Consider the following 23,295-nt stretch of genomic DNA (forward strand, 5'->3'; position numbering starts at 1 on the left):
CGCCCGGCCGGGCGCGCGCCAACAAGCGGGCGAAACAGTGCCCGTACCAGAGGAACAGGAGAACCAGATGCAGTTGAAGTGTAGCCTCAAGGCCGCCCTGCTCGGCGCCACCCTGCTGGCGGCGGCCGGTTCGGCGCACGCCCAGAACGTCACGCTGCGCGCCCTCATGGAGGACGTGCCGGAGACGCAGATCATCGAGAAGCTGCTGCCGGAATTCGAGAAGGAAACCGGCATCAAGATCGAGTTCGAGAAGATCGGCTATGGCGACATGCACGACAAGCTGGTGGCCCAGCTCGTCTCGCCGGAGAGCTACTACAATGTGCTGGAGGTCGATTTCCTGTGGGCCGGCGAGTTCCCCACCGCCGGCTGGCTGGAGGATCTGAACCCCTATATCGCCAAGTCCGGTTTCGACCTGAAGCCGTTCATCCCGTCCATGCTGGAACTGCTCGGCCAGACGAAGGACGCGACGCCGATCCTGCCCATGTACAACTACTCCATGGGCCTGATCTACCGGGCCGACCTGCTCGATGACGCCAAGGTCAAGGCCGACTACAAGGCCAAGACCGGCAAGGAACTCGCCCTGCCGAAGACGCTCGCCGAGTATGTGGAGCTCTCCAAGTTCTTCAAGGCCGGCGGCAATGTCGTCGGCGCCGCTATGCAGGCGCAGCGCGGCGATCCGAACGCCATGGAGTTCTCCAACTACCTGTTCTCCTCCGGCGGCGCCTATCTCGACGCCGGCCGCAAGGTGGTGCTGAACAGCCCGGAAGGGCTGACCGCGCTCAAGCTCTACGCCGACAACGTGCAGAACGGCGCCCAGCAGGGCGCGCTGTCGGCCACGCTCGACGACACGATGCGCCTGATGTGCGCGGGCAAGGCGTTCAGCATGGTCACCTACTGGTGGATGCTGCCGCAGCTCGACAACAAGGAGAAGTGCCCGGAAGTCGCCGGCAAGCTGGCGCTGTCGGTCATGCCCGGCGGCCATGGCGAGAGCGGCGGCTGGGGTTGGGGCATTCCGAAGAACACCTCCGACGAATCCAAGGCCGCGGCCTGGAAGTTCATCGAGTGGGTGCAGGGCAAGAAGGTCTCGATCGCCCGCGCGCTGGAAGGCCATGCGCCGGTGCGCTCGGACGTGTTCGAGGATGAGGCGGTGCTGAAGAAGTACCCCTTCTACAAGACCGGCCTCGACATCGTCGCCTCCGGCAAGTCCTTCCCGATCTTCGCCTATTCGGCGCAGTACGAGGACGTGCTGGGCGCCCAGCTCTCGCTGGCGGCCGGCGGCCAGGCCAAGCCCGAGGACGCGCTGAAGGCGGCGGCCGACGGCCTGACCCAGCTTCTCGCCAAATGATCGCGCTCTTCACCGACTGATCGCCTTGGCGGGCGCTTCCCCCGAAGTGCCTGCCGTCCGGCGCGCCGACCACCCCCTCGGTTCGGCGCGCCGGCTTTTCTGACCCCGACGAGACGGAAAGACGAGCATGCGCGTTCCGGCATTTGCGGATCGGGATTGGCGGACCGGCTGGGCCTTCGCCGCGCCGGGGCTGCTGACGCTCGCCGTCGTCATGGGCTTCCCGCTGGTCTATGCGGCGCTCATCTCGCTTTCCTCGCTGACGCTGCTCAAGCCGATGCTCCAGCCCTTCGTCGGGCTGAAGAACTTCGCCACCGTCATGGCCGATCCGCTGTTCTGGAGCGCGCTGTGGCTGACTATCAAATATTCTCTCGTCACCGTCCTCGGCGAGTTCGTCGTCGGGCTGGGCATCGCGCTGATGCTCAACCGCACGGTGACGATGAAGCCGGTCTATTTCGCGGTGCTGACCATCCCGATGGCGATGTCGCCGGTCAGCGTGGCGCTGATCTGGCGCATGCTGCTGCAGCCCAATCTCGGCATCGCCAACCAGGTGATGGAGAGCCTCGGCCTGCCGCGCATCGACTGGCTGGGCAATGCGGACCTCGCCCTGTGGACGATGGCGGCCATCGACATCTGGCAGCAGACGTCCTTCGTGGTGCTGATCCTCGCCGCCGGCCTCGCCTCGCTGCCGCGCGACCCCTACGAGGCCGCGGAGGTGGACGGCGCCACGCCGCTCCAGCAATTCTGGTACATCACCCTGCCGATGCTGCGGCCGGTGGCGGCGATCGCCGTCATCATCCAGCTCATCAACGAGTTCCGCACCTACGACCTGCCCTACATCCTCACCAAGGGCGGGCCGGGCAACGCGACCGAGGTGCTGAGCTTCTTCGCCTATCGCCGGGCCTTCCTCGGCCTCTCGCTCAACGAGGGCGCGGCCGCCGCCTTCGTGCTGCTGCTCATCGTGCTGGGCCTCACCATCCTGTTCTTCGCCACGCTGGAGCGGCGGCGCTAGCGCGGCCCGCGCTCACGGCTTCGCCCTTGTTACAGTTTCGCCCTTGTGCTGCGCGGCGTCGCCAGCAGCAGGCTGGTCTCGCTGCCGGTGATGCCGGGGATGAGGCGGATTCGCCGGAGCACGTGGTCGAAATCCGTCAGCGTCGAGGTGGAGAGTTCGACGACGAGGTCCCAGCGGCCGTTCGTCGTGTGAACGCTCGATATCTCCGGGAAGCCGCCGAGCGCCTGGATGACGCGGTCGGCCGAATGGCCTTCCACCTCCACCATCATGATGCCCCGCACCGGCAGCTCCACAGCGTCGGCGCGCAGGATGACCGTGTAGCCGATGATGGTGCCGGAGCGTTCCAGACGCTCCATGCGCGCGCGCACCGTCGCCCGCGAGACGCCGAGATCCAGCGCGATGTCCGACAGGCTGCGCCGTCCGTCGTGGCGCAGCAGGGTGATCAGTCTCTGGTCGAGATCGTCCACTGACGTTTTGTCCGAAGTGTCCGCCGTTTTGGCAAGAAGACCTATCATATCCGGCAATTTGGCCTGTTCAAACTGCCAGCGTCGTGTGCCGAAATGGTGGCGACACCAGATTCGATCTCCGGATCGCGTATTCGACGGGACATGATGACCGAACCCAGGAACACCCGCTGCACGCTGATCGGCGCCCCCATCCAGGTCGGGGCTGGGCATCTGGGCTGCGAGATGGGGCCGAGCGCGCTGCGCACCGCGGGGCTGCATACTGCGCTTGAGGAACTGGGCTACCGCGTCAGCGACCTCGGCAACGTCGTTCCCACCGACATTCCCGACCTTCGCCATCCCAACGGCGCGGTGCACCACCTCGCCGACATGGCGGCGTGGACGGCGCTGCTGGCCGAGGTGGCGTACCGCGAAAGCGAAGGCGCGATGCCGATCTTCCTCGGCGGCGATCACGCCCTTTCGGCCGGCACGGTGGCGGGCGTGGCGCGCCGGGCGGAGGAGGCGGGACGTCCGCTCTTCGTGCTGTGGCTCGACGCGCACACCGATTTCCATACGCTGGAGACCACGCAGAGCGGCAATCTGCACGGCGTGCCGATGGCCTATTTCACCGGCCGTGAGGGTTTCGAGGGCTATCTGCCGCCGCTGGCGGCGCCGGTCGATCCCGCCCGCGTCTGCATGATCGGCATACGCAGCGTCGATCCCGCCGAGCGCGAGGCGCTGGCCCGCACGGCGATCACCGTCCACGACATGCGCATGATCGACGAGCACGGCGTCGGCGTGCTGCTGCGCTCCTTCCTGGAGAAGGTGGCGGCCGAGGACGGAATGCTGCATGTCAGCCTCGACGTCGACTTCCTCGACCCGGACATCGCGCCGGGCGTCGGCACGACGGTGCCGGGCGGCGCCACCTTCCGCGAGGCTCATCTGGTCATGGAGATGCTGCACGACAGCGGCCTCGTCACCAGCCTCGATCTCGTGGAGCTCAACCCCTTCCTCGACGAGCGCGGCCGTACCGCGCGGCTGCTGGTGGACCTGACCGGCAGCCTGATGGGCCGCCGCGTTCTCGACCGCCCGACAAGGAGCTTCTGATGGTTCGCGCGCCCCACCTGAACATCGTGCCGTTCGTCAGCGTCGACCACATGATGAAGCTGGTGCTTCGGATCGGCGTTGAGACGTTCCTGAAGGAGCTGGCGGGCTATGTCGAGGAGGACTTCCGCCGCTGGGAGGTCTTCGACAAGACCCCCCGCGTCGCCGCGCATTCGGCGGAGGGCGTGATCGAGCTGATGCCGACCAGCGACGGGCAGCTCTACGGTTTCAAATACGTCAACGGCCACCCGAAGAACATGCGGGAGGGGCTGCAGACGGTGGTGGCGTTCGGCGCGCTCTCGGATGCGGGCAACGGCTACCCGATGCTGCTGACCGAGATGACGCTGCTCACCGCGCTGCGCACCGCCGCGACCTCCTCGCTCGCCGCCCGCTATCTCGCGCCGAAGGGCGCGCGCTGCATGGCGATCATCGGCAATGGCGCGCAGAGCGAGTTCCAGGCGATGGCCTTCAAGGCCCTGCTCGGCATCGACCGGCTGCGGCTCTACGATCTTGATCCTGCGGCCACCGCCAAATGCGCGCGCAATCTCGCCGGCCAGGGCTTCGCCATCGAGACCTGCCGCTCGCCCGAGGAGGCGGTGGAAGGGGCGCAGATCATCACCACCGTCACCGCCGACAAGCAGTTCGCCACCATCCTCACCGACAACATGGTCGGGCCGGGCGTGCACATCAACGCGGTGGGCGGCGATTGCCCGGGCAAGACCGAGCTGCACCCGGACATATTGCGGCGCTCCGACATCTTCGTCGAATACCCGCCGCAGACGCGCATCGAGGGCGAAATCCAGCAATTGCCGCCGGACTACCCGGTCAACGAGCTCTGGGAAGTCATCGCCGGCAAGCGGGAGGGGCGTCGCGACGCGCGCCAGATCACGCTGTTCGACAGCGTGGGCTTCGCCACCGAGGACTTCTCCGCGCTGCGCTATGTGCGCGACAAGATCGCCGGGACGGGCCTCTACGAGGAGCTCGACCTGCTGGCGGACCCGGACGATCCGCGCGATCTCTTCGGCATGCTGCTGAGGTGCCAGAAGGCGGTGGCGTAGGCCCGCCCCGCCACCGCTCTGCCGACATCCTGCCGAGTTCCGGTCGATCCGCCTGTGTGCGCCTCGTTCACGCCTCTCCAATCCGGCGCATGGCAGCGCTATCATGTCCGGGTGAGGCTGTGAGGATTCGTGCATGCGCAGGAGACGGAACGGGGGGCGCCCGACCATCGCGGATGTCGCCAAGCGCGCGGGGGTGAGTTCGATCACCGTCTCGCGGGCCCTGCGCGACCCCGAGCGGGTATCGCCGCAGCTGCGCCAGCAGATCGAGGAGGCGGTGCGCGCGCTCGACTATGTGCCGGACCAGCACGCCCGCGCGCTCGCCTCGGCCCGCACCGACGTCGTCGGCGTCATCATCCCGTCGCTGACCAACAACGTGTTCGCCGATGTGCTGCGCGGCATCTATGACGGCCTCGCGCAGACGAGCCATCAGGTGCAGCTCGGCAATAGCCGCTATTCCCCGATCGAGGAGGAGCGCCTGCTCGCCACCTTCCTCAGCCAGCGGCCGGCGGCCCTCATCGTCGCCGGTATCGACCAGACCGCGCGGAGCCGCGAGCTTCTGGAGAATGCCGGCTGCCCGGTCGTCCAGATCATGGAGCTGGACGAGGGTCCGGTGGACATGATGGTAGGCTTCTCGCACCGGGCGGCCGGCCATCTGGTCACCAGCCATCTGGTGGAGGCCGGCTACCGGCGCATCGGCTTCCTCGGCGCGCGCATGGACCCGCGCACCCAGCGCCGTCTGGAGGGCTACCGCGCGGCACTGATGGAAGCCGGCCTCTACGATCCCGACCGCGTCACCGCTACCCCGACCCCTTCCAGCGTGACGCTCGGCCGCGACCTGCTGCGCGACCTGCTCGCCCGCATGCCGGACACCGACGCGGTGTTCTGCATCAATGACGACCTGGCGCTCGGCGCTCTGTTCGAATGCCAGAGCGCCGCGCTCGCCGTGCCGGATACCATCGGCATCGCCGGCTTCAACGATCTGGAGATGATGGCGGCCGCCTGGCCGGCGCTGACCAGCGTGCGCACGCCGCGCTACGAGATCGGCAGCCGGGCGGTGCAGATGGCGCGCGCCGCCATCGCCGGCCGGCGCCCGGCCGAGCGCGTCGTCGATGTCGGCGTCGAGCTGCAGGTGCGCGCCAGCACGATGCGTCGAGGAAGCGCGCAGGTGCCGTCGCAGAAGGCGCCGGTCCGCGCCATCTGAGCGATCCGGCCGGAGCGGCGTTCTTTACAAGCCGATTTGATAGCGCTAACATTTTTCGACTTCATAACAAGAACAGTGAATCTGCCGCTCCTTGGTCCGGACAAATCTGGGCTGGAATCAAGGGGATGATCGGGAGGAAGACGGGTGTCTGTTAGCGCTGTCCTATCGGTGCGCGCGCGGCCATGAGCGGCGCGGCGTCCACTATTGCCCCCATCACTTCCCCTATCGTCGTGGTGATGGGCGTGTGCGGCAGCGGCAAGTCCAGCATCGGCCGGGCGCTGGCCGGTCGTCACGGCTGGTCGTTCCTCGAAGGCGACGACCTGCATCCGCCCGGCAATGTCGAGCGCATGTCGCAGGGCCAGCCCCTGACGGATGACGACCGCCACGACTGGCTCGCCGCCATCGGCGAGCGGATCGCGGAAGCGGATCACGCCGGTGCCGGGCTCGTCGTCGCCTGCTCGGCGCTGAAGCGCAGCTATCGCGACCAGCTCTCCGCCGTCAGCCCGCGGGTGATGTTCCTGCACCTTTCCGGCGACCGCGCGCTGATCGAGGCGCGCATGGCGGCGCGTGCCGGCCATTTCATGCCGCTCAGCCTCATCGACAGCCAGTTCGCGACGCTGGAGCCCCCGCAGCCCGACGAGCGCGCCGTGACCCTGCCCATCGACATGGAGCCGGGGGCGCTCCTGGACGAGGCCGAGGATCGGCTCGACCGGCTCCAGCTCCAGGAGAGTGCCCGATGAAACGTATCGCGAACGGCCTCCAGACCGCCATCGAATGGCTGATCGGGGCCATGCTCCTCGTGATGGTGGTGCTGGTCTTCGCCAATGCCGCCGGGCGCTATCTCTTCGGCACGGGCGTCGCCGCCTCGGAAGAGATCGCCCGCCTCGCCTTCGTCTGGCTCATCTTCCTCGGCGCCATTCTCGCGGTGCGCGAGCGCACCCATGTCGGCGTCGACATGCTGGTGCAGCGCCTGCCGCGCGCCGCGCAGAAGGCCTGCCTCGTCATCTGCAACCTTCTCATCCTCTATGCCCTCTGGCTCTTCGCACAGGGCAGCTGGCAGCAGGTGATCGTCGGCCTCAACAGCCGCATGCCGGTCACCGACATTTCGCTGGCCGCGTTCGCCGCCGCCGGGCTCGTCACCTCGGTGGCCATGGCGGCGCTGTTCCTGGCGGATCTGGTCCGGCTGTTCAGCGGCCGGATGGCCGACGCCGAGCTCGTGCAGGTGCGCGAGACGGCGGATGCCGAGGAAATCAGGGAATTCGAGCGCGAATTCGCCGCCGGCGGCAGCACGGCTCACTCGGGGAAGGCGCCATGACCATCGCCCTGTTTCTCGGCTCGCTGCTGGGCCTGATGGCCATCGGCATGCCGATCGCCTTCGCGCTGATGCTGACCGGCGTCGCGCTGATGTACCAGCTCGACTTCTTCGACGCGCAGCTGCTCGCCCAGAACATGCTGGGCGGGGCCGACAATTTCCCGCTCATGGCGGTGCCGTTCTTCCTGCTGGCCGGCGAGCTGATGAACGCCGGCGGCCTGTCGAAGCGTATCGTGGCGCTCGCCGTCACCCTGTTCGGCCACATCCGGGGCGGGCTCGGCTATGTGGCCATCGGTACCTCGGTAGTGCTGGCGAGCCTGTCGGGCTCGGCCATCGCGGATACCGCGGCCATCGCCGCGCTGCTCATCCCGATGATGCGCAACAACGGCTACAACCTCGAACGTTCCTCGGGCCTCATCGCCGCGGGCGGTATCATCGCGCCGATCATTCCGCCGAGCATGTCCTTCATCATCTACGGCGTCGCCACCAACATCTCGATCACCAAGCTGTTCATGGCCGGCATCGTGCCGGGCCTTCTGATGGGCGTGACGCTGGTGCTGATCTGGATGCGGGTGGCGCGCCGGGAAGACGTGCCGGTGCAGCCGCGCCAGCCCTGGTCTGTCCGCTTCAAGGCGGCGGTGGACGGTATCTGGGCGCTGGTCATGCCGGTGATCATCATCGGCGGCATGCGGTTCGGCCTGTTCACGCCGACCGAGGCGGCGGTGGTCGCCGCCGTCTATGCGCTTATTGTCGGCTTGTTCGTCTACCGCGAGATCTCCCTCCGCGACCTGCCGCTGCTGTTCGTTTCCGCCGCCAAGACGACGGCGGTGGTGATGTTCCTCGTCGCGGCGGCGATGGTCACGGCCTACATGATCACGCTGGCGGAGCTGCCGGGGCAGGTGATCTCCCTGCTCGAGCCGATGCTCGACCATCCCAAATGGCTGATGGCCGCCATCGTCGTGCTGCTGACCCTCGTCGGCACCGCGATGGACCTCACCCCGACCATCCTGATCCTCGGCCCGGTGCTGGTGCCGCTCATCACCAAGGCCGGCATCGACCCGGTCTATTTCGGGGTGATGTTCGTCATGGTCGGCGCGGTCGGGCTGCTCACCCCGCCGGTCGGCACGGTGCTCAACGTCGTGTGCGGCGTCGGCCGGGTGAGCATGGAAGGCATCATTCGCGGCGTCTGGCCCTATGTCGTCGCCTATACGGCGCTGATCGGGCTCTTCGTCGTGTTCCCGGAGATCATCACCGTGCCGGCGGGCTGGCTGCACTGACAGCGGCCGCGCCGGCCAATATCGACGCCAAGGAGGAAACACGCATGAAGAAATGGCTGCTTACCGCCGCCGCGGCGGCACTCACCCTGTCGTTCGGCGCCCACGCCTACGCGCAGAACATCCAGCCCCGGCTGATCCGCTTCGGCTACGGCCTCAATGAGGACAGCAATCAGGGCCGCGCCGCCCGCTTCTTCGCCGAGGAGGTCGCCAAACGCTCCGGCGGTAAGCTGAAGGTGCGCACCTTCGGCGCCGCCACGCTCGGCCCCGACCCGCAGATGCAGAACGCGCTCATTGGCGGGGCGCAGGAGATGATGGTCGGCTCCACCGCGACGCTCGTCGGTACGGTGAAGGAGTTCGCCATCTGGGACGTGCCCTTCATGTTCGCCAACGAGAAGGAAGCCGACGCGGTGCTCGACGGCCCGGTCGGGCAGAAGCTGCTCGACAAGCTGCAGGAGAAGGGCCTCGTCGGCCTCGTCTATTGGGAGAACGGCTTCCGCAACCTGACCAACAGCCGGCACAAGATCGAGAAGGCCGAGGACCTGCAGGGCGTGAAGCTGCGGGTGATGCAGAACCCCGTCTTCATCGACACCTTCAAGGCCGCCGGCGCCAACGCCGTGCCGCTCGCCTTCGCCGAGCTGTTCACCGCGCTGGAGACCAAGGCGGTGGACGGGCAGGAGAACCCGTACACCACCATCGTCTCGTCGAAGTTCTACGAGGTTCAGAAGTACCTCACCGTCACCAACCACGTGTACAGCCCGTGGATCATGACGGCGAGCAAGGTGTGGTGGGACAAGCTCTCGCCGGACGAGCAGAAGATCCTCATCGACGCGGCCGTCGCCTCGCGCGACTTCGAGCGCGCCGACACCCGCGCCGAGGCCGCGAAGGCGCTCGACCAGCTCAAGGCCGATGGCATGGACGTCACCGTCATGCCGCCGGAAGAGGTCGCCAAGCTGCGCGAGAAGGCGGCGCCGGTGACCAAGACCGTGATCGACAGCGTCGGCCAGCCGCTCTGGGACGAGGTGCAGGCCGAAATCCGCAAGACGCGCGGGACGAACTGACGCCATCCGTCGTCGTGAAGATGCAGGCGCGGCAACCTGACGGGTGCCGCGCCTGTTGCTTGCGCCCCGGCCTTGCGTGCTATCCACGGCGACGGCCCTGTCCGTCGGGCCCGGGGAGACGCGCATGAAGGCGAGCGGGACAGCGATATTCCCAAGCATGGCCCTCGTCCTGGCGCTTGCCTCGGCGGTGATGGCCCCGACATCCGCCGTGGCGAATGATGATGTGCTCCGGCGCACCGCCGATCCCGCCCAGCAGGTGCTGCAGACCGTCGATTACGCCAACACCCGCTATTCCCGCCTCGACCGGATCAACGCCGGCAATGTCGGCCAGCTCCAGGTGGCCTGGACCTTCTCGACCGGCGTGCTGCGCGGCCACGAGGGCAGCCCGCTGGTCGTCGACGGCGTGATGTATGTCCATACGCCCTTTCCCAACGTGGTCTACGCGCTCGATCTCGACAATGACGGGCGCATCCTGTGGAAATACGAGCCGCAGCAGGACCGCGACGTCGCCGCCATCATGTGCTGCGATCTGGTCTATCGCGGCCTCGCCTATGCGCAGGGGCTGGTGTTCCTGCATCAGGCCGATACGACCCTCGTCGCGCTCGACGCGAAGACCGGCGCGGTGCGCTGGAAGGTGGCGAACGGCGATCCCAGGAAGGGCGAGACCAACACCGCCACGGTGATGCCGGTGAAGGACAAGCTGATCGTCGGCATCGCCGGCGCCGAGTTCGGTGCGCGCGGCCATATCAGCGCCTACAACATCGCCGACGGCACGCTGGCCTGGCGTGCCTATTCCACCGGCCCGGACGCCGAGATACTGCTCGATCCGCAGAAGACCACCGAACTCGGCAAGCCGGTCGGCCCGGATTCCTCGCTGAAGAGCTGGGAGGGCGACCAGTGGAAGATCGGCGGCGGCGCGCCGTGGGGGTGGTTCGCCTATGATCCGGCGCTGAACCTCGTCTATTACGGCAGCGCCAACCCCGGCACCTGGAACCCTTCCCAGCGCCCGGGCGACAACAAATGGGCGATGACCATCTTCGCCCGCGACGCCGACACCGGGGTGGCGCGCTGGGTCTACCAGATGACGCCGCACGACCAGTGGGACTATGACGGCGTGAACGAGATGATCCTGACCGATCAGCCCGTCGACGGCCGCATGCGCAGGCTGCTCACCCATTTCGACCGCAACGGCTTCGCCTACACGCTCGATCGCGCGACCGGCGAACTGCTGGTGGCGGAGAAGTTCGAGCCCGGCGTGAACTGGGCGACCGGCGTCGACATGGACGAGACAAGCCCGACCTATGGGCGGCCGATCCTCGATCCAAAATACGGCACGGAGGCCGAGGGCGAGGATGTGACCTATAGCGGCATCTGCCCCGCCGCCATCGGCGCGAAGAACCAGCAGCCGGCGGCCTTCTCGCCGCAAACCGGCCTGTTCTACGTGCCGGGCAGCGCGCTGTGCATGGACTACGAGCCGTTCCATGTCGATTACGCCGCCGGCCAACCCTATGTCGGCGCGACGCTCACCATGTATCCGGCGCCCGGAGGCGAGGGGCGGACCGGGCGGTTCATTGCCTGGGACAATGTGAAGGGGCGTGTCGTCTGGCAGGTGCCGGAGCGCTTCTCGGTCTGGTCCGGCGCCCTCGCCACGGCGGGCGGCGTGGTGTTCTACGGCACGCTGGAAGGCTATCTGAAGGCCGTCGATGCCCGGACCGGGAAAGAGCTCTACCGCTTCCGGACGCCCTCCGGCATCGTCGGCAACGTCATGACCTACGAGCATCGCGGCAGGCAGTACGTCGCCGTGCTGTCGGGCGTCGGCGGCTGGGCCGGCATCGGGCTTGCCGCCGGTCTCGCCGATCCCAATGCCGGCTCGGGCGCGAAGGACGCCTATGCCGCGCTCGGCAGCTACACCGCGCTGGGCGGCCAGCTCACCGTCTTCGCGCTTCCGGGCGGACGGTAGCGCTTCAAGGTGTCGGCGGGCGGCGGGCCGTCACCCGCCGACGAGTTCGCCGTCGCTGTCGCCGAGATGGCGGTATTGCGGATCCAGCATCGCAAGCACGGGAAGCGTCGCCGCGCCGCGCGCCACCGCATCGGCGCCGAGATCGGCCCGCATGAGGCGGGGAAGCTGTCGGTTGGTGAGCGAGATGGAGTCGTAGAGCGGCTCCACCCGCTCGATGAGCGCCTCGATCAGCCATGCCGGCGCATCGCCGCCGAACATGATGGTTTGCGGATCGAACAGGTTCTCCAGCGTGTTGATGCCGCTCCGCAGCGGTTCGGTCGCTTCGGAGAGCCATGCCGTCACCAGCGGGTGGCTGGCGGAGAGTTCGTTCTCGATCCGGTGCATGTCGTGCATCTCGACGCCGCACTCGCCGAGATAGCGCGTCAGCGAATCCACCGAGACGTAGGTCTCCAGGCATCCATGCTTGCCGCAGATGCAGCTATGCCCTCCGGGCACCGCGATGGTGTGGCCGAGCTCGCCGGCATTGCCGTTGGCGCCGCCGAAGGCCGAGCCGTTCGTCATGATGCCGGAGCCGAGGCCGTTGCCGAGATAGAGATAGACGAAGTGCCGGAGCTTGCGCGCCGCCGTGCCGAAGCGCCACTCGGCCGTTACCGCGCATTGCCCGTCATTGGCCAGTGCCACCGGGAGCCCCGTTGCCTCTCGCAGGGCCTGACGCAGGATCAGCCCGTCCCAGCCTGGCAGGCGCGGCGGGCTCATGCTGGGCACGCCGAAGGGACCGGGCGTGGCGAGGCCGATGCCGAGAAAGCGGCTGGTGTCGATGCCGGCCTGCTCAAGAAGGGCAGGCACTTGGCCGGCGAGGTCCTGCGCCACGCGGCCGGCATCGACGCTGCTGAGCGGTCGCGCCTCGCGATGGCGCACCTCGCCGCCCAGATTCATGACCACGGCGGCGGCGCGGCCGAAATCGACGTGGAAGCCGATGGTGTAGGCACCGTCAGGATGGATGGCGACGGGCTTCGGCGGCTTGCCGACGCGCCGCTCTCCCGACTTCTCCTCCCGCACGAAGCCGAGCGCGAGGAGTTCGTCCACCAGATCCGACGTCGCCTGCTTCGACAGGCCGGTGGTCTCGGAGATGGCGATGCGCGGCAGCGGCCCGTGGATGCGGATCGCTTCGAAGACGACCCACTGATTGACGAGCTTCGACTTCACCGCATTGGTCGCGCGCAGCATGTCGGCCTTTCGGAAATTAATAAGTCATCTTGACGGATTAATTATTGACAGGGAACGGGTGACCCCACACTCTGCGCGGCAAGGCGTAGTTCAAAAGCCAGAAGGGGTCCATCCATGTCCATCCAGATGTCGCGCCGCGGCATGCTCCAGGCCGCCGCGGCGGCCGGTGCCGCTGCCGCTTTGCCGTTCGGCCTTTCCTCCCATGCCGCCGCTGAGGAAGCGCTCACCGTCTTCGGCCCGCTGCCGCCCGACCCGGCGCCGCCGGGCGCGGCCAAGTTCTCGGAAGCGGCGTTCGAGGCGTGGAAGAAGGCGCACGGCGCCTCGGTGACCTACGACCTTCTGGCCTGGCCGCAGCTGCACGACCGCATGGCGACCGCCTTCGCGTCCGGATCGGCGCCGTGGGACGTGATCTACATGTGCGGCTGGGTGCCGGAATTCGTCTCGTTCCTGACGCCTTTCGCCGACGAACTGCCCAAGTCCCTCGTCGACGACCTGCCCGCCTCGAGTTTCGAGACCGTGACCTGGCAGGGCAAGCGCTACGGAGCGATATTCACCCTCTCCCTGCTGACCCTCTTCTACAACAAGGAGCACCTCGCCGAGGTCGGCTTCAACGAAGCGCCGAAGAACTGGGACGAGTTCAAGCGGGCGACCAAGGAGCTCACGCGCAACGGCCGCTTCGGCTTTGTCGCGAACTACGGCGATCCCGCCGGCATCGGCGGTACGGCGAGCTACTGGATGGCGTTCCTCCAGCAGGCCGGCGGCAAGATGTATGGCGAGGACGGCATGCCCGTCTTCAAGAGTGACGCCGGCGTCGCCGCCCTGCAGATGATGATGGACCTGATGGCCGCCGGTACCGATCCCGGCTCGATCTCCTATGCCAGCATCAACGACTCCACCAACGTGCTGCTCGCGGGCCGCGCCTCGATGATGATGAACTGGCCCTTCATGTGGAACGCGGCGCAGGATCCGGCGCAGTCGCAGATCGTCGGCAAGCTCGCCAGCGCCATCCTGCCGGCGGGTCCGGCCGGCAGTGCCTCGATTGATGGCACCGACGCATGGACGGTCAGCAAGGCCAGCAAGAATCCGGCTCTCGCCCGCCAGCTCGTTGAATTCTACCTCGATGCCGAGGTGCAGAAGCGCCAGGCGCTGGACACGGGCTGGCTGCCGATCCGCCTTTCCGTGCTTGCGGACCCGGAGGTGCAGCAGAAGCTGCCCAATGCCGCCGTGGTGCTGGAACAGGCGAAACACCCCTACAACAGCTTCGTCACGCCCGACTTCAACCAGGTGACCCAGGCCGTCGGCACGGAAGTGCAGAAGGCGCTGCAGGGCCAGAAGACGGCGGCTCAGGCCATCGCCGACGCATCCGACCTCGTCACCGCGATCGTGAAGCGCCGCGGCTGATCGGTCCGATGGCGTCCCAGGCCACCTTTGAACAGCGCCGGCGGTCCGCCGGCCTGTTCCTCGTCGCGCCGGCGATCGTCGTCCTTCTGGCGATCCTCGGCTATCCCATCCTGGAATCCATGATGCTGGCCCTGCAAAGGGTCCAGCTCAACGCCGGCGAGATCCAGCGCAGCTTCATCGGGCTCGGCAATTTCCAGCGGCTGCTGGCGGACGAGACCTTTCGCCATGCGGCGCTCAACACGCTCTATTTCTCCGTCGCCGAGGTGGTGCTGGTCGTCGTGCTGGGCTTCGGCGTCGCCCTCCTGCTCAACCATCCGCTCGGCCGGCCGGGCTTCTTCCGCATCCTGCTGGTCGTGCCATGGGCTATCGCGCCGGTGGCGAACGCCGTGCTGTGGAAATGGATCCTCAACGCCAATTATGGCGTGCTGAACGGCATCCTGCAGTCGCTGGGGCTGATCGACTATTATCAGGTGTGGCTCGGCTCGCCGTTCTCGGCGCTGAACTTCCTGCTGCTGGTCGACGTCTGGAAGTCCGTGCCCTTCGTCGCCCTGCTGCTGCTGGCCGGGCTCCAGCGCGTGCCCTCCATCCTCTACCGTGCCGCCTATATGGACGGCGCCAGCCGTCTCCAGGCCTTCCGGCATGTCACCCTTCCCTCGATGCGCGGCGCCGTCGCCATCGCGGTGGTGCTCCAGACCATCTGGTCGCTGCGCGTGTTCGATCTGGTCTTCGTGCTGACGCGCGGCGGGCCGGCGGACGCCACGGTGCTGCTGAACTTCCTGGCCTACCGGGTCACGTTCAACTTCCTCGACATCGGCTACGGCGCGGCCATCGCCAACGTCATCTTCGTCCTGACGCTGCTGCTGGCGATCCTCTACATCCGGCTGGTCCGGCCGGCGGAAGGAGCCGCGCGATGAGCTATGCCCTCTATCGCCGCGGCGGGCCGGGGTTGCGGCTGGTCACCATCGTCGGGCTGGTCCTGTTCGTCGTCTGGTCGGCGGCTCCCGTGGTGTGGCTGATCCTGTCCAGCCTGCTTCAGCAGAAGGCGCTGATCGCCCGGCCGCCGGACCTGTCGCCGGCGAACCTGACGCTCGACAATTTCGTCACCGTCGTCGCCTCGGCGGCGGCGCTCGGGCGGGGCATCCTGAACTCGCTGATCGTGGCGCTGTTCTCGACCGCGGTGGCGCTCGCCCTCGGCGCGCCAGCCGCCTATGCACTGGCGCGGCTGTCGGTGCCGCGTGCCAATGCCATCGCCTTCCTCGTGCTGGCGACGCAGATGCTGCCGAGCATCGCCATCGCCATTCCGCTGTTTCTCGTCATCAGCCGCATAGGCCTGATCGACAACGTGTTCTCGCTCGGCGTGGTCTATCTCTCCTTCAACCTGCCGATCGTGATCTGGATCCTGCGCGGTTTCTTCCTCGGCATTCCCGCTGGGCTGGAGAAGGCGGCCGCGATCGACGGCGCGGGGGTGCTGCGCACCTTCTGGCACATCGTGCTGCCCATCTCGATCCCGCCGCTCGGTGCCGCCGCCGTCTTCGCCTTCGTCGAGGCGTGGAACGAGTTCTTCTTCGCCCTGATCCTCACGCGCCAGTCGGCGCAGACCGTTCCCCTGGTGATCGCCGCCTTCGCCGGCCAGTACCAGACCGTGTTCGGCCAGATGATGGCGGCTGCCCTCATCAGCGTCGTGCCGGTGATCGTGCTGGCCGTCGTGTTCCGCGACTGGATCGTTCGCGGCTTCGCCGACGGGATGATGAAAGGATGACATCCGTGCCGCCACGCCTTCCGCCGGCCATCGAACTGCGCCGCGTCGCCAAGTCCTTCGGCACCGTGCAGGTCTGCCGGGATGTCGATCTGGCGATCGAGACGGGCGAGTTCGTCACCTTGCTGGGCCCTTCGGGCTGCGGCAAGACGACGACGCTCAACATGGTCGCCGGCCTCGAAGACAGCACCAGCGGGGACATCCTGCTGGCCGGGCGCCGGGTCAACGAGCTCTCCCCCGTCGAGCGCGACGTCGCCATGGTGTTCCAGAACTACGCGCTCTATCCGCACATGACGGTGGCCGAGAACATCGGCTTCACCCTGCGCATGCGCGGCATGAAGCGCGCCGAGATCGCCGCGCGCGTGACGGCCATCGCCGCCTCGCTCGAACTCTCCCACGTGCTCGAACGCCTGCCGGCGCAGCTTTCCGGCGGCCAGCAGCAACGCGTGGCCATCGGCCGGGCTCTGGTGCGCGAGCCGCGCATCTTCCTGTTCGACGAACCGTTCTCCAACCTCGACGCGGCGCTACGCGTGAAGATGCGTGCCGAGGTGAAGCAGCTTCACCAGCGCCTCGGCGTGACCTCGCTGTTCGTGACCCACGACCAGGAAGAGGCGATGTCGATCTCCGACCGCATCGCCGTGATGAATCGCGGCCGGGTGGAGCAGTTCGGCACCCCAGAGGAAATCTACGCCCGCCCGGCGACCCGCTACGTCGCCTCCTTCATCGGCAATCCGCAGATCGAGCTGATGCCGGGGACGGTCGAGGCGGCGGATGGCCGGCCCGCGGTCCGGCTGGGCGCGCAGGTCCTGCCGTTGCCCGGCGACGGGCGCTTCCGGCCGGGGCAGAAGGTCGAGATCGGCATCCGGCCGGAGCATGTGCGGCTGGGAGCGGGGAACCTTTCCGCTTCGGTTCGCCTCGTGCAGCCGGTCGGTCCGCTGAGTCATGTCGTCCTCGACTGGGACGGGGGCTCGCTCACCGCCACCTTGCCCGGCTTCAGCCGGCTTCAGCCCGGCGAGCGCGTGAGCGCCGCCATCTCACCCGACGACATGCTGGTCTTCGATCAGGAAACCGGCCTGCGGCTTTAGTCCGCGGCGGCCGCCGGGCCGCTGCGCCAACTTGAAAAGGTGCGTCATGAATAAGCCCGTTCTGCCGAACTCCGTGGAGGCACGGGACATCGCCTACCATCTTCATTCGCAGACCAACCCGACGCTCATGGAGGAGCGCGGCCCGCTCGTGGTGGCGCGCGGCGAGGGCGTGCGCATCTACGACGAAGCCGGCAAGTCCTATATCGACGCGATGGCCGGGCTCTGGTGCGCCTCTCTCGGCTTCTCCAACGAGCGCCTCGCGGCGGCGGCGGGCCGGCAATATGCCCAGCTCGGCTTCTACCACACCTTCTTCCAACGGACGATGGAAGGGGTGGCGACGCTGGCGGAGAAGCTGGTCGAGCTCACCGGCATGGAAGGCGGCAAGGCCTATTTCGCCACCTCGGGCTCGGAAGCCAACGAGACCATGGTGAAGCTCGCCTGGGTCTACCACACGGTTCGCGGCAAGCCGACGAAGCGCAAGGTGATCGCGCGCGACCGGGCCTTCCACGGCTCGACCATCGCCGCCGCCTCCATGTGTGGGCTCGGCTTCATGCACCGGGAGTTCGGACTGCCGCTGCCGGGCTTCCTGCACACGATCTGCCCCGATCCCTATCGCGGCATGCTGGAGGGAGAGGACGAGGCGGCCTTTGTCGAGCGTCTCGCCGCCGAGCTGGAGAAGCTGATCCTGCGTGAGGGCCCCGATTCCATCGCCGCCTTCATCGCCGAGCCGATCAATGCCGGCGGCGGCATCATCCTGCCGCCGAAGGGTTATTTCGCGCGCATCCAGCAGGTGCTGAAGAAGTACGACATCCTGTTCCTCGACGACGAGATCGTCTGCGGTTTCGGCCGCACCGGCAACTGGTTCGGCAAGGAGACGGTGGAGGCCAGCCCGGACATGATGGCGCTCGCCAAGGGTCTATCGTCCTCCTACTTCCCGATCTCCGCCGTCGTCGTGGCGCCGGCGATCTACGAGGCGGTGAAGGAATTCAACAAGGCCGGCGGTAATTTCGGCCACGGCTTCACCAATTCCGGTCATCCCGTCGGCGTGGCGGTCGCGCTGGAGGCCATCAAGATCTACGAGGAGATGGGCATCGTCGAACACGTGCGCACGATGGGCGCGCGCCTGCGCGGCCATTTCGAGCGCATCGGTGCCGCCTCGCCGATCGTCGGGCAGGTGCGCGGCGCGGGCCTGATGCTCGGCATCGAGCTGGTGGCGGATAAGCAGAGCCGCGCGCCGCTCGATCCTCACCTCCAAGCGGGGCCGGCCTTCGACCAGATCGCCTATGAAAACGGCCTCATCGCCCGCTGCATGGGCGACGTGCTGGGCTTCTCGCCGCCGCTGATCGTCAACGAGGCGGAGGTCGACGAGATCGCCGAGCGCTGCGAGGCGAGCCTCAAGCAGCTCGAACGCAAGCTCGGCGTCGCCTGACGCGTGTCATGCCGGGGCGCTCGCCACCCGCGCGGCGACGTCCCGGAACGACGGAGGGGGCACACGGCGGCTTGCCGCGTGCCCCTTTTCCGCTTGCGGTGGCGATCCGCTACACTTCCGGTGGGACGCGATCGCGGACGTCCGTCTTCGAATAGCCGTTCCCAAAGCGCGCGCGCCGGTGCAGGTATGCGCGGGGTCCGTCGTCGCCCGGGGAATGTCGGTTCATGGATGTCAGCGAGCTTTACGAGACGAGCGACGCCGTCGCTCTGGCCGATCATGTGCGGCGCGGGGAGGTGCATCCGGCGGAGCTGCTGGACGAGGCGCTGCGGCGCGTCGAGGCCCTCAATCCACGGCTGAACGCCGTGGTGATGATGCGCGAGGGCGTAGCCCGCCGCATGATCGAGGAAGGGCTGCCGGACGGCCCGCTCAAGGGTGTGCCCTTCCTGCTCAAGGATCTCGGCGCCGAGGCCATCGATTTTCCGGGCAATAACGGCTCGCGGCTCTTCGCCGAGACGCGATACGGCAAGGATTCGTCGATCTATGCGCGCCTGCGCGCCGCCGGGCTCGTCACCTTCGGGCGGACCACCTCGCCGGAAGGCGGCGTCGGGCCGACGACGGAAGCGGCCGTCTATGGCGGGCCGACGCGCAACCCGTGGAATCTGGAGCATACGCCGGGCGGCTCCTCGGGTGGTGCCGCCGCGGCGGTCGCCGCCGGCATCGTGCCGGTCGCCCACGGTTCGGATGGCGGCGGCTCCGTGCGCATTCCCGCCTCGAGCTGCGGTCTGTTCGGCTTCAAGGCCACGCGCGCCCGACTGCCGGACGGGCCCTATGTCGGCGAAGGCTGGGCCGGCATGGCGATCGACGGCTTCCTCACCCGGACGGTGCGCGACACGGCGGTACTGCTCGACGCGACGCAAGGTCCCGATCTCGGCGCGCCCTATGTGGCGCCGCCGCTGGAGGCCTCGTTCGGCGCGGCCCTCGCTCCCAGCGACCGCCGCCTGCGCGTTGCCTTCGTCACCACGACGCTGACGGGCGAGGCGATCCATCCCGAGTGCCGGAGCGCCGTGGAGGCGACCGCCCGGCTGCTGGAAGGCATGGGACACATCGTCGAGGAAAGGCTGCCGCGCGCGGACACCTCCGGCATGATGGCGGCGTGGACGAAGATCGTCGGCTGCGGCACGGCGCTCTCGGTGGAAAGCGCCGTGCGCCGCCGCGGCCGGCCGCTGGCGGACGACGAGATCGAAAGCGTCGCCCGGACCGCCATCGCCTATGCGCGGAGCATCAGCGGCGCCGACTATCTCGAAGCCATCAACAAGGTGCACGCCTATGGGCGGGAGATGGCGGCGTTCTTCGAGGAATGCGACGTGCTTCTGACGGCGACGCTGGCGGAGCCCCCGGCCAGGCTCGGCCGCTTCAACCATGTCGGCAAGGACTATGTCGATTACCGCATGGGGCCGGGCATGGTGTTCGCCTATTCGCCCTTCACCGCCGCTTTCAACGCTTCCGGCCAGCCGGCCGCCTCGCTGCCGCTGCATTGGACGGCGGACGGGCTGCCGGTCGGCGTTCACCTCGCCGCCGCCTATGGCCGCGACGAGCTGCTGCTCGGCCTGTGCGCGCGCCTGGAGGAGGCGGCGCCGTGGTTCCAGCGCCGCCCGCCGGTGAGCATGCCCCGCTGAGCGGGAGTGCAAGGTGTCCTAGGCGGCGCCGCGCTCATAGGTGAGCTGGCCGCCGCAGATCGTGGCGGCCACCTTCATGGCGTCGATCTCGCCCGGCTCCCGGGCCTCGATGTCGCCGGCGAGGATGACGACATCCGCCAGCGCGCCGCGTCGGAGCACGCCCTTGCGATCCTCGGTGAACTCGGTGAACGCACCGTCACGGGTGAAGCCGGCAATGGAATCGACGAGGTTCTGGCGCTCGTCGGGCGCGCCGTCGAACACCGGGCCGCGCATCATGGCGGTGCGGATGCCTAGCAGCGGGTCGAGCGGCGCCACCGGCCAGTCGCTGGCGAAGACCAGCCGCGCCCCGGTGTCGCGGATGGTCTGCCAGGGGTAGGCGAGCCGCATCCGCTCGCGCCCGACCATGGAGAGGATCGGCTCGGGCGGGTAGTAACCACCCGGCGCATGGGTCGGCTGCATCGAGGCGATCACCCCGAGCGCGGCGAAGCGGCCGAGATCGGCCGGCGCCAGCACCTCGATATGCTCGATGCGGTGGCGGCTGTCGCGGCGGCCATTGGCGCGCTGCGCCGCCTCGTAGCCGTTGAGCGTGCGGTTGACGGCGGCATCGCCGATGGCGTGGACGGCGATCTGGAAGCCCAGGCGGTCGATCTGCGTGCAGATGGCGTCGAACTCCTCCGGCTCGAAATAGGAGAAGCCGCGCACGCCTGGCGCCGTGTCGTAGTCCTCGAACATGTGGGCCGTGGTCGATTCGACCACCCCGTCCATGAAGATCTTCACGAAGTCGGCCCTCAGCCGGTCGGAGTTCCAGCGCCGGCGCATCTCCACCGCCTTCTCCAGCTCCGACAGGGCCATGCCCGGCGTGAAGCGGAACGGCACCCGGCCGCGCACGATCAATTCGCCCGCCCGCTCGATTTCGCCGAGCAGTTCGAGCTGGTAGAAATTGCCGTCCATGTTGTGGAAGCTGGTGATGCCCAGCGAGGCACAATAGGCGAGCCCCTGCTTGATGATCGCCGTGTCGATGGCGCGCTGGGCGGCGGTGGGTGCGGTCTTCGGCTCGTGGCCGGCGAGGCCCAGCATCTCGCGTCCGCCGGTCGGGGTCAGGGCGGAGACCGGCGCCATCGCCTCGAATTCGCGCAGCTCGCCGGTGGCGAGGCCATCCTCGCCCATGACGATCTCGTTGCCCGGAGGCACGTCCCGGCCGCGCAGGATGCCGGCGGCCCGAAGCGCGGCCGTGTTCGCCCACATGGTGTGGTGATCGCTGGCGAACAGCGCCAGCGGCCGGTCGGGCAGAACGCGGTCGAGGAGCTGGCGGGTGATCGGCTCGTCATCGCCGAACATCGAATAGGCCGCCTGCTCGGCGATCAGCACCGTCGAAGCGTCCGAGGCGGCGCGCGCGCGGATCGCCGCGGCGATGCGGTCGAAGCCGGTGAAGCCGGCGAGCGACAGGCTGTCGAGCTGCGCACCACCGGTGAAGAGATGGATGTGGCTGTCGATGAAGCCGGGCAGGACGGAGGCGCCGCCGGCGTCGATGCGGCGGCTCGCCGAGGGGGCGGCCTCCGCCACCTCGGTACGGCTGCCGACTGCCAGAACGGTGCCGTCCTTCAAGGCGATCGCCTCGGCGAAAGGACGCTCCGGATCCATCGTGAGGATGCGGGCGTTCTCGATGAGAAGGTCGGCACTCGGCATGACGGCTCCTAAAATTTGGACTGTCCCAAAATTTGATCACATTCTTACCGAGGCGCCTTGTCGGAAGCTAACCCGTCACCTAGGCTGATCCAAATAATAATGCGAAGCACGGGACTTCCCCGTGTCTTCCAGAGGATGAAGACAGATCGGACGGGTGCATGATGCCGGAGCCTGCCGCGGCACAGGATAAGCGCGTCGCCATCGAGGCAAGGGGTATCGTCAAGCAGTTCGGGGAAGGAGCAGGCGCGCTACGCGCGCTCGACGACGTTTCGGTCGCCATCCGCGAGAACGAGTTCTTCACGCTGCTCGGGCCGTCCGGCTGCGGCAAGACCACCCTGCTGCGCATGATCGCCGGGTTCGAATTCCCCACCGAGGGAGCGATCCTGCTCTACGGCGAGGACATCGCCGGCCTGCCGCCCTTCAAGCGGCCCATCAACACCGTGTTCCAGAGCTACGCGCTCTTTCCCCATCTGACCGTCTGGGAGAACGTCGCCTTCGGCCTCGAAATGCTGGGGCGGCCCAGGGCGGAGATCGCCGCGCGCGTCGCCGAGATGCTCAGGCTGGTGCGTCTGGAGGAGCTGGCGCGGCGGCGCACCGACCAGATCTCCGGAGGCCAGGCCCAGCGTGTCGCGCTCGCCCGGGCGCTGGCGCCCGCACCCAAGGTCCTGCTGCTCGACGAACCGCTCTCCGCGCTCGACTACAAGCTGCGCAAGGAGATGCAGATCGAGCTGAAGCGGATGCAGAGCGAGACCGGCATCACCTTCGTCTTCGTCACGCACGACCAGGAGGAAGCGCTCACCATGTCGGACCGCATCGCGGTGATGTCGAGGGGCCGGGTGCTGCAGATCGGCACCCCCTGGGACATCTACGACAAGCCGGCAGACCGCTTCGTCGCCGACTTCATCGGCGAGACGAATTTCATTACCGCCTCCGTGCTGGGCGTCGAGCAGGGCGTCGCGACGGTGCGGCTTAGCTCGGGCGCCGAGATCCCGGCCACCATCGCCGAGGGGCTGGTCCCGAAAAGCGAGGCCACCATCGTCGTGCGGCCGGAGCACGCGCGAGCGGTGCCGGCCGGCGGGCAGCTCACCGGCATCGTGGAGAACGTGGTCTATTTCGGCACCGACACGCATATCCACATCAAGCTCGCGGGCGGCGAGCTCTTCATGGTGCGCCAGCAGAACAGCCGGACGCAGTCCTGCGGCTTCGAGGTCGGCGACCGCGCCGGGATCGAGATCGCCCCGGACGCGGCGCAGATCCTGAGGGACTGA

Annotated in this window: 20 protein-coding genes; 17 read left to right on the forward strand and 3 right to left on the reverse strand. The window is 67.8% G+C overall.

The annotated features are described in order from the left end of the window. Nucleotides 1-67: 67 nt before the first annotated feature. Nucleotides 68-1,345, forward strand: a complete 1,278-nt coding sequence (locus FO470_RS04025; RefSeq protein WP_144341611.1) for an extracellular solute-binding protein — start codon at nt 68-70, stop codon at nt 1,343-1,345. Between the two features lie 127 nt (nt 1,346-1,472). Continuing rightward, complete coding sequence (locus tag FO470_RS04030; protein WP_144341612.1) at nt 1,473-2,354, forward strand: carbohydrate ABC transporter permease; 882 nt, start codon at nt 1,473-1,475, stop codon at nt 2,352-2,354. Between the two features lie 29 nt (nt 2,355-2,383). Here the strand turns inward: FO470_RS04030 and FO470_RS04035 are convergent, their stop codons facing one another. Continuing rightward, nucleotides 2,384-2,821 carry an Lrp/AsnC family transcriptional regulator gene (locus FO470_RS04035; protein ID WP_144341613.1) on the reverse strand — a complete coding sequence of 146 codons (438 nt, stop codon included), beginning with the start codon at nt 2,819-2,821 and terminating at the stop codon, nt 2,384-2,386. A 144-nt stretch (nt 2,822-2,965) separates the two neighbouring features. Here FO470_RS04035 and rocF point away from each other — a divergent pair, with 144 nt between their 5' ends. The 8 genes from rocF to FO470_RS04075 all read left to right on the forward strand — a co-directional run bounded on the left by rocF (nt 2,966) and on the right by FO470_RS04075 (nt 11,767). Next, on the forward strand, nt 2,966-3,904 hold the full coding sequence (rocF, locus tag FO470_RS04040) for an arginase (protein WP_144342049.1): 939 nt from the start codon (nt 2,966-2,968) through the stop codon (nt 3,902-3,904). Further along, entirely contained in the window at nt 3,904-4,959 is a 1,056-nt protein-coding gene (locus FO470_RS04045; RefSeq protein ID WP_144341614.1) for an ornithine cyclodeaminase, read from the forward strand. Before rocF ends, FO470_RS04045 begins: the two co-directional genes overlap by 1 nt. Nucleotides 4,960-5,092: 133 nt before the next feature. Then, a complete protein-coding gene (gntR, locus tag FO470_RS04050; protein ID WP_144341615.1) occupies nt 5,093-6,160 on the forward strand; it encodes an HTH-type transcriptional regulator GntR in 1,068 nt (355 codons plus the stop codon). A 182-nt stretch (nt 6,161-6,342) separates the two neighbouring features. Continuing rightward, nucleotides 6,343-6,900, forward strand: coding sequence for a gluconokinase (locus FO470_RS04055; RefSeq protein ID WP_144341616.1), 558 nt, complete (start codon nt 6,343-6,345; stop codon nt 6,898-6,900). Next, a complete protein-coding gene (locus FO470_RS04060; protein WP_210244895.1) occupies nt 6,897-7,475 on the forward strand; it encodes a TRAP transporter small permease in 579 nt (192 codons plus the stop codon). Before FO470_RS04055 ends, FO470_RS04060 begins: the two co-directional genes overlap by 4 nt. Further along, nucleotides 7,472-8,749 (forward strand): TRAP transporter large permease, encoded by a 1,278-nt coding sequence (locus FO470_RS04065; protein ID WP_144341617.1) that lies wholly within the window; start codon nt 7,472-7,474, stop codon nt 8,747-8,749. Before FO470_RS04060 ends, FO470_RS04065 begins: the two co-directional genes overlap by 4 nt. 44 nt (nt 8,750-8,793) lie before the next feature. Then, the gene (locus FO470_RS04070; RefSeq protein ID WP_144341618.1) at nt 8,794-9,807 is read left to right on the forward strand and encodes a TRAP transporter substrate-binding protein; all 1,014 of its coding nucleotides are present in this window, start codon (nt 8,794-8,796) and stop codon (nt 9,805-9,807) included. A 157-nt stretch (nt 9,808-9,964) separates the two neighbouring features. Further along, nucleotides 9,965-11,767, forward strand: coding sequence for a methanol/ethanol family PQQ-dependent dehydrogenase (locus tag FO470_RS04075; RefSeq protein ID WP_144341619.1), 1,803 nt, complete (start codon nt 9,965-9,967; stop codon nt 11,765-11,767). Nucleotides 11,768-11,797: 30 nt separating this feature from the next. Here FO470_RS04075 and FO470_RS04080 read toward each other — a convergent pair whose 3' ends face one another. Then, entirely contained in the window at nt 11,798-12,994 is a 1,197-nt protein-coding gene (locus tag FO470_RS04080) for an ROK family transcriptional regulator (RefSeq protein WP_144341620.1), read from the reverse strand. Between the two features lie 114 nt (nt 12,995-13,108). Between FO470_RS04080 and FO470_RS04085 the strand changes: the two genes are divergently transcribed. The 6 genes from FO470_RS04085 (at nt 13,109) to FO470_RS04110 (ending at nt 20,341) form a co-directional block, all read left to right on the forward strand. After that, complete coding sequence (locus tag FO470_RS04085) at nt 13,109-14,395, forward strand: extracellular solute-binding protein (protein WP_144341621.1); 1,287 nt, start codon at nt 13,109-13,111, stop codon at nt 14,393-14,395. Between the two features lie 8 nt (nt 14,396-14,403). Continuing rightward, on the forward strand, nt 14,404-15,309 hold the full coding sequence (locus tag FO470_RS04090) for a carbohydrate ABC transporter permease (RefSeq protein ID WP_144341622.1): 906 nt from the start codon (nt 14,404-14,406) through the stop codon (nt 15,307-15,309). After that, entirely contained in the window at nt 15,306-16,154 is an 849-nt protein-coding gene (locus tag FO470_RS04095; RefSeq protein ID WP_144341623.1) for a carbohydrate ABC transporter permease, read from the forward strand. Before FO470_RS04090 ends, FO470_RS04095 begins: the two co-directional genes overlap by 4 nt. A 5-nt stretch (nt 16,155-16,159) precedes the next feature. After that, the gene (locus tag FO470_RS04100) at nt 16,160-17,236 is read left to right on the forward strand and encodes an ABC transporter ATP-binding protein (RefSeq protein WP_272482963.1); all 1,077 of its coding nucleotides are present in this window, start codon (nt 16,160-16,162) and stop codon (nt 17,234-17,236) included. Between the two features lie 46 nt (nt 17,237-17,282). Beyond that, complete coding sequence (locus FO470_RS04105) at nt 17,283-18,665, forward strand: aminotransferase (RefSeq protein WP_144341624.1); 1,383 nt, start codon at nt 17,283-17,285, stop codon at nt 18,663-18,665. Between the two features lie 224 nt (nt 18,666-18,889). Further along, nucleotides 18,890-20,341 (forward strand): amidase, encoded by a 1,452-nt coding sequence (locus FO470_RS04110; protein WP_144341625.1) that lies wholly within the window; start codon nt 18,890-18,892, stop codon nt 20,339-20,341. Between the two features lie 18 nt (nt 20,342-20,359). Here the strand turns inward: FO470_RS04110 and FO470_RS04115 are convergent, their stop codons facing one another. Further along, nucleotides 20,360-22,027: an amidohydrolase gene (locus FO470_RS04115; RefSeq protein ID WP_144341626.1), complete on the reverse strand. Its 1,668-nt coding sequence runs from the start codon at nt 22,025-22,027 to the stop codon at nt 20,360-20,362. Between the two features lie 161 nt (nt 22,028-22,188). Here FO470_RS04115 and FO470_RS04120 point away from each other — a divergent pair, with 161 nt between their 5' ends. After that, nucleotides 22,189-23,295: an ABC transporter ATP-binding protein gene (locus FO470_RS04120; protein WP_144342052.1), complete on the forward strand. Its 1,107-nt coding sequence runs from the start codon at nt 22,189-22,191 to the stop codon at nt 23,293-23,295.

It is taken from the genome of Ancylobacter moscoviensis, assembly GCF_007559435.1.
Classification (GTDB): Bacteria; Pseudomonadota; Alphaproteobacteria; order Rhizobiales; family Xanthobacteraceae; genus Ancylobacter; species Ancylobacter moscoviensis.

What these genes read in the sequence shown, in the direction of transcription:
- FO470_RS04120 (WP_144342052.1), top strand. Translation starts at nt 22,189, where the DNA reads ATGCCGGAGCCTGCCGCGGCACAGGATAAGCGCGTCGCCATCGAGGCA.
- FO470_RS04060 (WP_210244895.1), top strand. Translation starts at nt 6,897, where the DNA reads ATGAAACGTATCGCGAACGGCCTCCAGACCGCCATCGAATGGCTGATC.
- FO470_RS04045 (WP_144341614.1), top strand. Translation starts at nt 3,904, where the DNA reads ATGGTTCGCGCGCCCCACCTGAACATCGTGCCGTTCGTCAGCGTCGAC.
- FO470_RS04070 (WP_144341618.1), top strand. Translation starts at nt 8,794, where the DNA reads ATGAAGAAATGGCTGCTTACCGCCGCCGCGGCGGCACTCACCCTGTCG.
- FO470_RS04115 (WP_144341626.1), bottom strand. Translation starts at nt 22,027, where the DNA reads ATGCCGAGTGCCGACCTTCTCATCGAGAACGCCCGCATCCTCACGATG.
- FO470_RS04110 (WP_144341625.1), top strand. Translation starts at nt 18,890, where the DNA reads ATGGATGTCAGCGAGCTTTACGAGACGAGCGACGCCGTCGCTCTGGCC.
- FO470_RS04065 (WP_144341617.1), top strand. Translation starts at nt 7,472, where the DNA reads ATGACCATCGCCCTGTTTCTCGGCTCGCTGCTGGGCCTGATGGCCATC.
- FO470_RS04055 (WP_144341616.1), top strand. Translation starts at nt 6,343, where the DNA reads ATGAGCGGCGCGGCGTCCACTATTGCCCCCATCACTTCCCCTATCGTC.
- rocF (WP_144342049.1), top strand. Translation starts at nt 2,966, where the DNA reads ATGACCGAACCCAGGAACACCCGCTGCACGCTGATCGGCGCCCCCATC.
- FO470_RS04030 (WP_144341612.1), top strand. Translation starts at nt 1,473, where the DNA reads ATGCGCGTTCCGGCATTTGCGGATCGGGATTGGCGGACCGGCTGGGCC.
- gntR (WP_144341615.1), top strand. Translation starts at nt 5,093, where the DNA reads ATGCGCAGGAGACGGAACGGGGGGCGCCCGACCATCGCGGATGTCGCC.
- FO470_RS04095 (WP_144341623.1), top strand. Translation starts at nt 15,306, where the DNA reads ATGAGCTATGCCCTCTATCGCCGCGGCGGGCCGGGGTTGCGGCTGGTC.
- FO470_RS04025 (WP_144341611.1), top strand. Translation starts at nt 68, where the DNA reads ATGCAGTTGAAGTGTAGCCTCAAGGCCGCCCTGCTCGGCGCCACCCTG.
- FO470_RS04090 (WP_144341622.1), top strand. Translation starts at nt 14,404, where the DNA reads ATGGCGTCCCAGGCCACCTTTGAACAGCGCCGGCGGTCCGCCGGCCTG.
- FO470_RS04075 (WP_144341619.1), top strand. Translation starts at nt 9,965, where the DNA reads ATGGCCCTCGTCCTGGCGCTTGCCTCGGCGGTGATGGCCCCGACATCC.
- FO470_RS04085 (WP_144341621.1), top strand. Translation starts at nt 13,109, where the DNA reads ATGTCCATCCAGATGTCGCGCCGCGGCATGCTCCAGGCCGCCGCGGCG.
- FO470_RS04080 (WP_144341620.1), bottom strand. Translation starts at nt 12,994, where the DNA reads ATGCTGCGCGCGACCAATGCGGTGAAGTCGAAGCTCGTCAATCAGTGG.
- FO470_RS04105 (WP_144341624.1), top strand. Translation starts at nt 17,283, where the DNA reads ATGAATAAGCCCGTTCTGCCGAACTCCGTGGAGGCACGGGACATCGCC.